General features: G+C 46.7%; 9 protein-coding genes. 5 read left to right on the forward strand and 4 right to left on the reverse strand.

Translation table 11 applies throughout. The features are described 5' to 3' along the window. Positions 1-31: 31 nt before the first annotated feature. From G395_RS0103470 to G395_RS0103485, 3 genes are all read right to left on the reverse strand, one after another. Positions 32-274, reverse strand: a complete 243-nt coding sequence (locus G395_RS0103470; protein WP_026628802.1) for a hypothetical protein — start codon at positions 272-274, stop codon at positions 32-34. Between the two features lie 57 nt (positions 275-331). Further along, entirely contained in the window at positions 332-1555 is a 1224-nt protein-coding gene (locus G395_RS0103475; RefSeq protein ID WP_026628803.1) for an RsmB/NOP family class I SAM-dependent RNA methyltransferase, read from the reverse strand. A 202-nt stretch (positions 1556-1757) separates the two neighbouring features. Then, on the reverse strand, positions 1758-2984 hold the full coding sequence (locus G395_RS0103485; protein ID WP_026628805.1) for a GAF domain-containing sensor histidine kinase: 1227 nt from the start codon (positions 2982-2984) through the stop codon (positions 1758-1760). Between the two features lie 485 nt (positions 2985-3469). Here G395_RS0103485 and G395_RS0103490 point away from each other — a divergent pair, with 485 nt between their 5' ends. The 4 genes from G395_RS0103490 to G395_RS0103505 all read left to right on the forward strand — a co-directional run bounded on the left by G395_RS0103490 (position 3470) and on the right by G395_RS0103505 (position 7450). Further along, a complete protein-coding gene (locus G395_RS0103490) occupies positions 3470-3907 on the forward strand; it encodes a DUF2147 domain-containing protein (RefSeq protein ID WP_026628806.1) in 438 nt (145 codons plus the stop codon). A gap of 126 nt (positions 3908-4033) precedes the next feature. After that, positions 4034-5047 (forward strand): LLM class flavin-dependent oxidoreductase, encoded by a 1014-nt coding sequence (locus tag G395_RS0103495; protein ID WP_026628807.1) that lies wholly within the window; start codon positions 4034-4036, stop codon positions 5045-5047. Positions 5048-5083: 36 nt separating this feature from the next. Continuing rightward, positions 5084-6031, forward strand: a complete 948-nt coding sequence (locus G395_RS0103500) for a helix-turn-helix transcriptional regulator (RefSeq protein ID WP_026628808.1) — start codon at positions 5084-5086, stop codon at positions 6029-6031. Positions 6032-6163: 132 nt separating this feature from the next. Continuing rightward, entirely contained in the window at positions 6164-7450 is a 1287-nt protein-coding gene (locus tag G395_RS0103505; protein WP_026628809.1) for an O-acetylhomoserine aminocarboxypropyltransferase/cysteine synthase family protein, read from the forward strand. Positions 7451-7611: 161 nt separating this feature from the next. On the opposite strand, the gene G395_RS0103510 is transcribed toward G395_RS0103505, so the two are convergent. Further along, entirely contained in the window at positions 7612-9756 is a 2145-nt protein-coding gene (locus G395_RS0103510) for a S9 family peptidase (protein ID WP_051349954.1), read from the reverse strand. A 247-nt stretch (positions 9757-10003) separates the two neighbouring features. Between G395_RS0103510 and polA the strand changes: the two genes are divergently transcribed. Continuing rightward, entirely contained in the window at positions 10004-12874 is a 2871-nt protein-coding gene (gene polA / locus G395_RS0103515; protein ID WP_026628811.1) for a DNA polymerase I, read from the forward strand. The last annotated feature ends 37 nt before the right edge of the window (positions 12875-12911 follow it).

Below are 12911 nucleotides of genomic sequence, written 5' to 3' on the forward strand. Positions count from 1 at the left end.
GAATTAAAAAGCTGGTAGAAAGAAGTGGATATCAGGGATTTTCGGATTCGATCTCTCCTACTTCCCGCTCGTCCTCTTCCTCGGCAGGCTCGTCCGTATCAAACCTGTTGCCTGTGCTTACCTCTGGGGCATCAGCGCCTGGCACGTCCGGTGTTGTATTCATAGGGCCCATTTGACCTGGTTCACCGTAACTGGGCACCGGTTGCTGCCTGGGTTGCCTGTCGACCGTTTCATCGTCGAGCTTCTCTTCCCGCTTGTCTGTCTGGGATTTCATAGTGATCAGTTTAATTTGCTTTGACTTTGCAAAAAACCGTGCCTTACCGCATGATGTTTATTTCTTTTGCATGAGGGCCATATAAAATCCATCCGTTCCGTCCTTCGCGACGGATGTGCGGTGCGCGGAGATAAACTTCCACTCCCGCTTATTGGCTTTCATAAACCGTTTCACCTGATCTTCGGATTCGGAGGAAAGCACGCTGCAAGTGGCGTAAACCATTTTACCCCCAGGCTTCACCATTTGGCTGTAAGTGTTCAAGATATGCCACTGCACTTTTTTTATTTCTTCCAAAAATTGCGGTTTCAGCTTCCATTTCGAGTCGGGATTTCTCCTTAATACACCCAAACCGGAGCACGGAACGTCCAGTAAAAGCCTGTCTGCCGTTCCCCCAAGTGATTCAAAGATCTTATCGGAAGAGATCATCATGGTTTGCAGATTTTGAACACCATTCCTACCCGCTCGTCTTTCGAGTTCGAGCAGCTTATGATGTTCAATGTCCATCGCAAGGATAGAACCTTCATTTTGCAGCAGCGACGCAATGTGCAACGTTTTCCCGCCGGCACCTGCGCAAGCATCAATAACGCTAAGGCCCGGATGAATGTCCAGATACGGCGCAATTAATTGTGAACCAGTGTCCTGAACTTCAAAAAACCCTTGTTTAAATGCGTCGTGATTCAGTATGTTCTGGCGTTTCTTCAAAACAAGCGCGTCGGGAATGCCTGCAATTTCTGTCGCTGCGTCCTCGCCGAAAACTTCCTTGACGGCAGCAACATTGCTTTTTAGCGTATTCACCCGAATCACAACAGGCGCCTGCTGGTTCAGCGCAGCCAGTTCTGCATCCCAGTCGTCTCCCAGTTCCGCCTCGCCAATGGCATCGATCCAGTCAGGAACAGACTGCGCAATTTTCCGTACGGTGAGTCCTTCTTTATATCGCACTAATACATTTTCAGCATTAATATCCTCAAATTCGAGCCACTCGGGCAATTGGCCGTCGTCTTCTGTGTGAAGGTGAAGGGGTTTAATGATTTGCCATACGCCCACAATTTTCCAGAATTCCTCAGGTTCAGAAACCTTCTCAATATCCGCAGCAAATTTGACGAGACGCCACCAGCGCACGATCTCGTAGGTGTTACCTGCGATAAAAGCACGGTCCCGGGCACCCCATTTCTTATTTGTTTTTAAAAGCTGCTCCACAACGCGGTCAGCCTGGCGGTTTTTAACAAATATGTGCTGCAATGCTTCAACCGTTGCAGCAACCAGTCCTTTATATAGTTTCAAAATATCTGGGTTAAACAAATGCTCCTCTGAAGCGGTAAAATTGGTAATGTCTTACGTACAAAACAATATTTGATTGCAAAGGCACGGTTTTCAAACCCTTCTGTTTTGAGATAGCTATATCATTACGCTGACAGTTATTGGGATTGCCGAAGCCTGGCCGGTCGCCTTGGACCAGCTGGAAGGACGACCACAAACCTGCTGATTAATAAATATTCTGAGGCAATCTGACGTTGAATGTTGTGCCTTTTCCGACGATGGAATGGATCTCCATTTCGCCTTCCAGGCTGTCGATCAGGTGTTTCACCAGTGCTAATCCAAACCCGAAGCCCTGCTCGCCGCTCGTGCCGCCCGTAGAGGATGCATTGCCGGACATGATACTCTCGACGGCGGCAGCGGGCATACCTACGCCTGTATCGCCTACAGATATGAGCAAGGTGGGCATTTCCAATGTTATAGCGAGTTTCAGATCCACCGTGATGGTGCCGCCAACGGGCGTGAATTTGATGGCATTTGAGATCAGGTTACCGGTTATTTGCAGCAATTTATTTTTAGAGAAAGCTACATTTTCGGTCAGGCTGCTTGTTTCAACATTGAAAAAGACCTTTTTATGCTTAGCTTGGGGCTCATATAATTTGAGAAGCTTTTCTTTGAAGAGAACCAGGTTAAAACGGTTGCTATCCAGGACGGGGCCTTCGGTAACAGCCGTCTTCTTCTCTTTATGTGAATCCAGGATCTCTTCGGCCAAATCGAGGATCGAATTCCCGCTTTTATGGATCAGATTTACAAATTCGAGCACTTCGTCCATCTGATTTTCATCACCCTGGTCTTTGATGATCTGAGCCAGTCCTACGATCCCGCCCAGCGGCCCGCGAATGTCATGTGCAACTTTTTTCTGTGTTTGTTTCGCGTCATTGAGCTTTGCACGAAGGTTTTCCAGCACCTTATGCGTTTTCAGCCGACTCACGATCTCATCAGCAATGATCTTCATGAGTTCAACTTTCTCGGGATCAAGCGCCTTCCGTTCTGTATCCAGTACGCATAATGCGCCGATTTGCAGTCCTTTGCTGGTTTTGAGCGGGACTCCATAATAATAACGCACACTCGGACCTCCCGTTACATAGAATTTGTCCTTGAACCGGTCGTCCTGAGAAAGATCCGCAACCTCAAATTGCTCGGGTTCCATGATGGTATACTGACAAACCGAATCCTCACGAAGCATCTGATCCAGATCTAAACCGTAGTTGGAAATGGTCCATTGTGTCAATGAATCGATGAGGTTAACCAGCGAAATAGATGTTCCCGTCACTTTGGCCGCAAGCTTGGCCAGGTCTTTAAATGTGTCTTGGTGATCCGAATAATCAAGGTCAAAATCTGAAAGGCTGAATAACCTTTCCATTTCGTTTTCCGGAACAGGAGGTCGATTTTCCATGAATAAATATTAGGCTGGTTTACTGCTTCGAATATAGTTACAAAACGTGATTCGGCTAGTATTAATTCTAAGCTCATAACACGGAAGCTGTCCAGCACGACTTTTGTATCTATATCCCGCAATCACTCACTTAACCCGCCGATAAGAAACAGTAACGATGTCACCGGCCTTAAACCAGTTTCTTGTGTCTTGGAATAATTCAGTTTTACATATGGACGAAGTGTTGTATATTGTGCCGGCCTCGGCGGAAAAACAATGTGATTTATTTTAGTCAGAATAACAGAAAATAAAATCTAACGCTGTTAAATATTAAATCTATCGACGTTAGATGGTTTACCGATAATAGATATGTATCTCCAAATGCTTCAAATAGCGTTATCGCCGAAACTCCTGTTTTAGTTACAAAATTTTTACGTTTAAGAAATTTAGTATATTTTTAAGACTTCCGACATCGATGAACCATTTAAAGACTGATCAGCATTCCAATGTATAAAATTACTTTTACAATATTTTTCGCTCTTGTCGTATCTTTTGCTTTTGGTCAATCTGCGCCAGGTGATAAGATTTTGGGAGAATGGGTTAATGAAGAAAAAGACACGCGCGTTGAGATCTATAAAAACGGAAATTCTTACTCTGGGAAACTCGTTTGGGCGCAAAAATTAATGGAAGCTGACGGCCAAACGCAACGCAAGGATGTCAATAATACCAATGAAAAACTCCGGACGAGAAGCGTACTCAACATTGATCTGTTACACGACTTCATATACAGCGAAGGAATATGGGATGAGGGGAAAATGTATGATCCCAAAAGCGGGAAAACATACAGCTGCCTGATGAAACTCAGAACTGAAAAATTGGAAATCCGAGGCTACGTAGGAATTCCGCTGCTAGGCCGTTCCACATATTGGGAACGAGTGCTGTGAGCAGTAATGGCATGGATATTTAACCTTCATAGGTGCGTTGCTATCCGCAAGGAAAGCAACGCTAATGTGTTCTGAGGGAATACACAGGGTAAGCCCGGTGTTCTCTACTAAATAGCCATCGCGCGTATGAAGCATATAAAATTAGGAATATTGGACCAATCTGTTGTGAGACAGGGCGCTACGGTTCAGGATGCCATCAATGAGACAATTGCCACTGCAAAGCTTGCCGAAGAACTTGGATACAGTCGTTTCTGGGTTTCCGAACATCATAATTCAACATTTATAGCAGGATCCACACCAGAAGTGCTGATGGTAAAATTGGCGGATTCTACAAATTATATCCGCATCGGGTCGGGAGGCATTATGCTTCCTAATCACAGCGCATTGAAAGTGGCCGAAAATTTCCGGATGCTCGAAACGCTTTTCCCGGGCCGCATCGACCTGGGAATGGGCCGCGCGCCTGGCACAGACAGGATCACATCCTCAATATTGAATCCCTCCAACGATTTCAGCGAAAGCAGTTATTTGCGCCAGTTGGAGCACTTACAGCATTTCTTTCGGGATACGGCAGGAACGGAACGCGGTTTCATTTATGCAGCTCCGCAGTCCCCTACCATTCCTATGCAATGGATCCTGAGTTCCAGCGGGGGCAGCAGCAACATTGCTGCGCGATTTGGGATGGGATTGGCTGTGGCTAAATTTATCAATGGGTTCGTCAAGCCGGATGTGATTGAGACGTATCGCAAAAACTTCCGCCCGTCAGATCAATATGCGCAGCCGCATGCCCTGCTTTCTGTATTTGTCCTTTGCGGGGAAACGGAGGAAAAGGCGCTTGAAATGCGCAAGATGATGGATTACATTCTGATCGAATTTGAGAAAGGAAAATTCGGGCCTTTCCCGGACGTGGAAACGGTAAGGAAATACAGGTTTACCGAGGGCGAGCTTGAACGCCTTCGTTACAACAGCGGAAGAATTGTGTCTGGCACAAAAGATGACGTCAAAGAGCAACTTACCAAGCTTGCCAATGACTTTGATGTGGATGAAATTATCGTTTCGACCATGGCTGACAGCAATGAAAACCGCATACGGTCATTTGAGTTAATTTCTGAGGCATTTAATTTGAGAGAACCGGTCCAATAAGTTTATTTTTGTGGCAAATCCGTTAGCCAGCACCAAATGAACCGTTTTGACCGCATTACTGCCATACTTATTCAGCTCCAATCCCGCAAAATTGTAAAGGCGCAGGATCTCGCAGAGCGGTTTGAAATTAGTTTGCGGACAGTATACCGGGATATCAGCTCGTTGGCTGAGGCAGGCGTGCCTATTATTGGGGAGGCAGGCGTGGGCTATTCTATCATGGATGGTTACCGCCTGCCTCCCGTCATGTTCACGAAAGAGGAAGCGCGGACATTCATCACAGCCGAAAAGCTGATGGAAAAATTCACGGACCTTTCCACGCAATCGCAATATCAGTCGGCCATGTTCAAGATCAAGTCGGTGTTGCGGAGCAGTGAAAAATCAATGGTGGAAACGCTTGAAAACCACATTGAGGTCAGGCAATCGGCGAAGCCGTTTTATGGGGAAGACAGCAACACGCTGGACATTTTGCTTAACAGCATTACCGAAAGGAAGATTACCAAAATCAATTACAACTCGCTCGGCTTCCAGGATCTGACGGAACGTGTGATTGAGCCGGTCGGGATTTACCATGAAAATGATTATTGGTACACAATCGCATATTGCCATTTACGCAACAATTACCGCAACTTCCGCTCCGACCGAATCCTTAAAATCGAACTGACCGACAAAGATTTCCAGCATAAGCACGCGCCGTTAAAGGATTTCCTTTCGCAGTCGTGGGACACTAAAAACCTGCGGCTGATCCGGATCAAAATCGACAAAAACAAATCACATTACATTCGCAATCAAAAGTATTATTACGGTTTCGTTTCCGAGACCGTGACAGACGATGGCATTGAAATGAGCTTTCTGTCCGCCTCGCTGGACGCTTTCGCACTATGGTATCTGATGCTCGCCACAAGCGCGTGCATTCTTGAACCGGAGAGCCTGAAAGACAAAGTAAGGGCCTTGCTGGTTCAGATTTCGGAGAAGCTGACCCATTGATATATATGAAAAAAGCTTTTTTATTGGTAAAATGATAAAAATTGTGTCTGAAATAAAAGACTATAATTTCTATCTACTATATGTTTATTTAATACATTTGAATTCTATCCACCTTAAACAACGTTCAAAAAGATGAAATTTGAGACCCTACAACTCCACGCCGGACAACAGCCAGACCCCGTAACCAATTCACGTGCGGTTCCCATCTATCAGACCACATCTTACGTGTTCAACAATGCCGAACATGCAGCCAACTTGTTCGCATTGAAGGAGTTCGGAAATATTTATTCGAGGATCATGAATCCTACCAATGATGTTTTTGAGAAAAGAGTGGCTGCTTTGGAAGGCGGCGTGGCGGCATTGGCTACTGCATCCGGACATTCAGCCCAATTTATAGCAATCAATAACATTACGACAGTTGGCGACAATTTTGTAACCACATCGTTCCTATACGGCGGTTCGCACAACCAGTTTAAGAACTCTTTCAAAAACATAGGCGTCGAAGCGCGTTTTGCAGATGGGGACGACGTAAGCAGCTTTGAAAAGCTGATCGATGAAAACACCAAATTCATTTATCTGGAAACGATCGGCAACCCAAGTTACAGCGTTCCGGATTTTGAGGCATTTGCAGCGTTGGCCAACAAATATGATCTGCCTTTAATGGTTGACAATACATTTGGAGCAGCCGGGGCCATATTTCAGCCTATTAAGCACGGAGCGCACATTGTGGTGCAGTCGGCAACAAAATGGATCGGCGGTCACGGTACATCCATCGGCGGCGTGATTGTAGACGCGGGAACGTACAACTGGGGCAATGGTAAATTCAAGCAGTTCACCGAGCCATCACCCAGTTACCATGGCCTGGTTATGAACGATGTTTTTGGCATCGGCGGACCATTCGGCAACATTCAGTTTATCATCCGCGCCCGCGTGGAAGGTCTGCGCGACTGGGGCCCTGCCCTATCACCATTCAACGGCTTCCTGTTCCTGCAAGGTCTGGAAACGCTTTCACTACGCGTCGAAAGGATTGGAGAAAACGCATTGAAACTGGCGCAATGGCTGGAAGCTCAACCACAAGTTGAAAGCGTAAATTACATCGGCCTGGAAAGCAGCAAATACCACACGCTGGCGAAAAAGTATCTTACAAGAGGCTTTGGAGGCGTGTTATCATTCGCCATCAAAGGCGACAGGTCACAAGCAGAAAAATTCGTAGACAACCTGAAACTGATCAGTAACCTGGCCAACGTAGGAGACGCCAAAACCCTGATCATCCACCCAGCCTCCACCACCCACTCGCAACTAAACGAAATCGAACAAGTTTCAGCAGGTGTACACCCAACACAGCTTAGGGTTTCGGTAGGGATTGAGCATATAGATGATATCATTGCGGATATAGAGGCCGCCTTCGGGGTGTTATAGGTAGATTAACTAGCCTGTCAGCCTATGACTGACGTAATAACTAGCCCTGTCAGCCTGAGCGGAGACGAAGGCGCGCTACTCCTGGGTAACGCGCCTTCGTCTCCGCTCAGGCTGACAGGGCTGGTTAAACATCGCTCAGGCTGACAGGCCAGTTGACTTTATCACTCCCGAATCCCCTCCAACGCGAACATAAACGCGAATTGCAGCGCCACTTCTTTCAAATACTCAAACCTCCCCGACGCTCCTCCGTGGCCGGCTTCCATGTTTGTTTTTAGCAGCAGCACATTCTTATCCGTTTTGTGGGTTCTGAGCCTTGCGACCCATTTGGCGGGCTCGAAGTATTGGACCTGGCTGTCATGCAGGCCAGTGGTCACCAGCATGTTGGGATAGTCTTTTTTCTCGACATTGTCATAAGGGGAATATGTTTTCATGAATGTATAATATTCCTTATCCTTCGGGTTGCCCCATTCGTCGAACTCGTTGGTGGTTAAAGGGATGCTTTCGTCGAGCATGGTTGTGACCACGTCTACGAATGGGACGTCGGCGATAATGCCTCGCCATAGGTCTGGGCGAAGATTGGAAATGGCGCCCATTAACAAGCCTCCTGCGCTGCCACCTTCTGCGTATAGGTGTGCAGGTGACGTGAATTTGCCCTTGATCAGATATTCTGCGCAATCAATGAAGTCGTAGAATGTGTTTTTCTTTTTCAGCAACTTACCGTCTTCATACCATTGTCGCCCCATTTCCTGACCGCCGCGTATGTGCGCGATCGCGTATATAAAGCCCCTGTCGAGCAAGCTGAGCCTGGTGCTGCTGAATGCGGCGTCGATGCTGTTGCCGTACGAGCCATATGCATAAAGTAACAATGGCGTCTTTTCGCTCTTCACAGTGCCTTTTTTATAAACCAGCGAGATCGGGACCTTTACGCCGTCGCGTGCTTCAGCATACAAGCGCTCCGTCACATATTGCTCCGGATCATATCCGCCAATCACTTCCTGGCGCTTTTTCAGCTCCTTCCCTTTCGTTTCCATGTTGTAATCATACACGGAATTGGGTGTTGTAAGCGAAGTGTAAACGTAGCGCAGATTTTGGCTGTCAAACTCAGGATTAGAACTGGCGTAAGCCATGTAAGCAGGTTCACCGAAATCCACATAATGTTCCGCATTGGTTTTAATGTTGCGGATACGCAATTGTAACAGGCCGTTTTTACGTTCCGTAATGACCAGGAAGTCTTTGAAAACGTCGATTCCTTCCAAAAGAACATCTTTTCTGGTTGGGATAACTTCCTTCCAGTTCTCCACGCCCGTCTTATTCAGCGGCGTTTCCATCAGCTTAAAATTCAGCGCATCCTTATTGGTAACGATGAGGAATTTGTCATTTTGGTGATCGATGTCGTAAAGGACATTTTTCATTCTTGGCTGAAAAACCTCAAAATCGCCTTCCGGCTTGTCCGCATCCAGGATCCTGTATTCCGATGACATTGTCGCCGAAGATGCGATGATGATGTATTTTTCAGATTTGGTTTTGCCAACACCAATGTAGTTGCTGTTATCCTTCTCCGCATAAACCACCGCATCTTTCTTACTATCGGCTCCTAATGTATGCCGCTTGATCTTTTCGCTCAGCAGTGTTTTCGGATTCGTTGCTGTGTAAAACAATGTCTTGTTATCATTCCCCCACTCCGATCCGCCGCTTGACGGGAAGATCTTGTCTTTGAACAATTCGCCCGTTTCCAGGTTCTTTATATAAATTGTATACTGACGCCGCGAAACGGTGTCCACGCCATAGGCCAGCAATTTATTGTCAGGGCTTACATTAAATCCAACCGCGGAATAATACGGATGTCCTTCCGCCATTTTATCCACGTCCAGAAGCATTTCTTCCGGCGCATTCAGTGATCCTTTTTTGCGGCAGTATTTGAAATATTGTTGGCCTTCTTCGCTTCTTGTATAATACCAATAACCATTGCTGAACACCGGCACCGACTCGTCTTTCTCCTTGATACGGCCTTTCATTTCGGTGAAAAGATCTTCCTGGAATTTCTTTGTGGCCGCCATCATCGTGTCTGTGTAAGCATTTTCCGCTTTCAGGTAATCCACCACTTTGTTGCTGTCCGAGCCTTTCCTGAAAAAATCGGCCATCCAGTAATACTCGTCATTTCGTTTGTCGCCATGCATTCCGGTTTCATGGTCTTTCATTTCTGCTACGGGAGGCGTTGCTTCCGGCCATTGATATGCTTCGTTCACGTCTTTATTTTGGTTACAGGAAAAAATGATAACAGCTAAAAAAGGTAAAATGATTCGCATCAGGCACGTTGATTTAGGTTCAATATAATATTTATAAAAAGATATCAATGTATATTACTTACAATTTTAATTATACATTTGATTATTATTATTAATATTAAAAGTATAATAATATAAAAATGAACATTAAGGGAAATACATGCTGTCCATACGCTGCATTGGCTGCCTTAAATCTACAAAAAAGCGTCAGCAATCCATTTCATCGGCACACTTACATTATATTTGAGTTTCGTAAATTAAAGACCTCATGGATAAACCCGTTCATAAACTTTTCCTGCTGGACGCGATGGCGTTAATCTATCGTGCGCACTTTGCATTTATCAAGGCGCCCAGGATCACGTCAAAGGGATTGAATACAAGTGCTGTGTTTGGCTTTACCAATACATTGCTTGAAGTTTTGCAAAAGGAAAAACCAACACATATCGGCGTTGCATTCGACACATCCGCGCCTACTTTCAGGCACATACAATATGAGGCCTATAAGGCGCAGCGCGAAGCCCAGCCGGAGGATATTACCGTGGCCATTCCACTTGTAAAGCGCCTCCTGGAAGCAATGTGTATCCCGATCCTCGTTCTGGACGGTTATGAGGCGGATGATATTATCGGGACCATTGCCAAGGAAGCTTCCGCGGCGGGTTTTGAAGTTTTTATGATGACGCCGGACAAAGATTACGGTCAGCTCGTGGAAGAGCATGTGTACATATATAAGCCCGCCTTCCTGGGCAAAGGTGCCGAAGTGCTCGGCGTACAGCAGATTCTCGACCGCTGGCAGATCCAGCGTATCGATCAGGTGATTGACATTCTGGGATTGATGGGCGACGCGGTGGACAACATTCCGGGCGTGCCGGGTGTGGGAGAAAAAACAGCTCAAAAACTGATCGCGGAATACGACACCATTGAAAACCTCATCACGCATGCCGACGAAGTAAAAGGTAAGCTGGGCGAAAAGCTTCGTGAAAATCTTGATAAGGCGGTGCTGAGCAAGCAGCTCGCGACGATCGACATTAAAGTTCCGGTCCCGTTTGATCCCGAAGACCTTACCGTTTGCGCAGCCAACGCTGATAAAATCATCGAGCTGTTCGATGAACTGGAATTCAAAACGCTTAAAACCAGGATTTTGGGCTCCCAAATTACCCCGGCCTTAAGGCCGGGGCTAAAGGAGCCGCCGAAGAAAGCTGGACAGCTTGATCTTTTCGGGAATCCAACCGAGGAATTAGGCAAGCAGCCCGCCATTATCAGCGAAGGGATCGCAGACGACGACGCGCCGGAGCAGTCATACGAAGACCTGCATATCCCGACAACGAAGTCGACCATCGACAACACATTCCACCGTTACCACACAGTGGATACGCCGGAATTGCTGAAAAGCCTGGCTTACTATCTCTCTTTGCAGGAATCGTTTTGTTTTGACACAGAAACCACATCGCTGGACACCATTGATGCTGAACTTGTGGGACTTTCATTCGCCTATCTGCCCGGAGAAGCGTTCTACATCCCGGTTCCTGCCGATCGTGAGAAAGCCATTGAGATTCTTGAAAATTTCAGGGAAGTGTTTGAAAACGAATCCATTGAAAAAATCGGGCAAAATATAAAATACGACCTGCTAGTACTGAGAAGTTACGGAATTGAAATCCATGGCAAACTCAGCGACACCATGCTGGCACATTATCTGCTGGAACCGGACAAGCGCCACGGAATGGACATCCTGGCCGCTTCTTATCTCAATTACGAACCGGTTTCTATTACTTCGCTGATCGGCAAAAAAGGGGTGAAACAAGGCACTATGCGCGATGTTTCCATTCCTGAGATCACGCAATATGCAGGCGAGGACGCCGATATTACATTGCAGCTGAACACAATCTTCGCGCGCGAGCTGCCGAAGGTGAATGCATTCAAACTGTTCGAGCAAGTTGAAATGCCACTTTTGAAAGTGCTGGCTTCCATGGAAAGCAAAGGCGTAAGGCTCGACATAGGCGCTCTGAAAGAGATGTCCAATGTGCTTGAACTGGATCTTCGGCAAACAGAAAGTGAAATTTACGCATCAGCAGGTCAATCATTCAATATCAGCTCGCCGAAGCAGCTGGGTGAGGTGCTTTTCGATAAAATGAAACTGATCGAGAAGCCGAAAAAAACCAAAACCGGGCAGTACGCAACGGGCGAGGACATTCTCTCGGAGCTCGAAAACAGTCATGAAATTGCACGTAAAATCCTGGATTACAGGGAACTACAAAAGCTAAAATCGACTTATGTGGATGCATTGCCTTTGCTGGTAAGCAGTCGCACCGGGCGCATTCATACGTCGTACAACCAGGCGGTTGCAGCGACAGGGCGATTAAGCTCAACGAATCCTAACCTCCAAAACATTCCGATCCGCACACCGCGCGGGCGGGAGATCAGGAAAGCATTTGTGCCTGATAATGAGGAATTTCAGATCCTTTCTGCGGATTACTCACAAATCGAGCTGCGCATTATGGCAGCGTTCAGCGGAGATGAAAGTATGATCGAGGCGTTCAATCAGGGGCGTGACATTCATGCAACTACGGCCAGTAAGGTGTTTAAAGTGCCATTGGAGGAAGTGACTTCGGACATGCGGAGGAAATCGAAAATGGTCAATTTTGGTATCATTTACGGGATTTCCGCATTCGGGCTCGCTCAAAGATTGGCCATTCCACGGGGCGAGGCCGGCGAAATCATCCGGGCATATTTTGAAGAATTCCCCGCCGTGAAAGGTTATATGGACAAAGTGGTGAATGATGCGCGGGAAAAGGAATTTGTAGAAACCATTCTGGGCAGGCGCCGCTATGTGCCCGACATTAATTCCAGGAACCAAACCAATCGCGGTTATGCCGAGCGAAATGCCATTAATGCGCCCATACAGGGCTCAGCGGCCGATATGATCAAGGTGGCGATGATTAACATTCATGATTTTATCGCAAAGGAGAAACTCAAATCACGTATGATCCTGCAAGTGCATGATGAATTGGTTTTTGACGCGCACCGCGACGAAATTGATCTGTTGAAAGAAAGAGTGGACGAGCTAATGCGTATCGCCATTCCGCTGCCCGTAAAAATGGAAACCGGGATCGGCATCGGTGCCAACTGGCTCGAAGCACACTAAAATTGGCCTAATTCCTATTCAAACGCCGTCTGCACAA

It is taken from the genome of Dyadobacter alkalitolerans DSM 23607, assembly GCF_000428845.1.
GTDB classification, from domain to species: Bacteria; Bacteroidota; Bacteroidia; order Cytophagales; family Spirosomataceae; genus Dyadobacter; species Dyadobacter alkalitolerans.

What these genes read in the sequence shown, in the direction of transcription:
- polA (WP_026628811.1), top strand. Translation starts at nt 10,004, where the DNA reads ATGGATAAACCCGTTCATAAACTTTTCCTGCTGGACGCGATGGCGTTA.
- G395_RS0103510 (WP_051349954.1), bottom strand. Translation starts at nt 9,756, where the DNA reads ATGCGAATCATTTTACCTTTTTTAGCTGTTATCATTTTTTCCTGTAAC.
- G395_RS0103485 (WP_026628805.1), bottom strand. Translation starts at nt 2,984, where the DNA reads ATGGAAAATCGACCTCCTGTTCCGGAAAACGAAATGGAAAGGTTATTC.
- G395_RS0103500 (WP_026628808.1), top strand. Translation starts at nt 5,084, where the DNA reads ATGAACCGTTTTGACCGCATTACTGCCATACTTATTCAGCTCCAATCC.
- G395_RS0103505 (WP_026628809.1), top strand. Translation starts at nt 6,164, where the DNA reads ATGAAATTTGAGACCCTACAACTCCACGCCGGACAACAGCCAGACCCC.
- G395_RS0103495 (WP_026628807.1), top strand. Translation starts at nt 4,034, where the DNA reads ATGAAGCATATAAAATTAGGAATATTGGACCAATCTGTTGTGAGACAG.
- G395_RS0103490 (WP_026628806.1), top strand. Translation starts at nt 3,470, where the DNA reads ATGTATAAAATTACTTTTACAATATTTTTCGCTCTTGTCGTATCTTTT.
- G395_RS0103470 (WP_026628802.1), bottom strand. Translation starts at nt 274, where the DNA reads ATGAAATCCCAGACAGACAAGCGGGAAGAGAAGCTCGACGATGAAACG.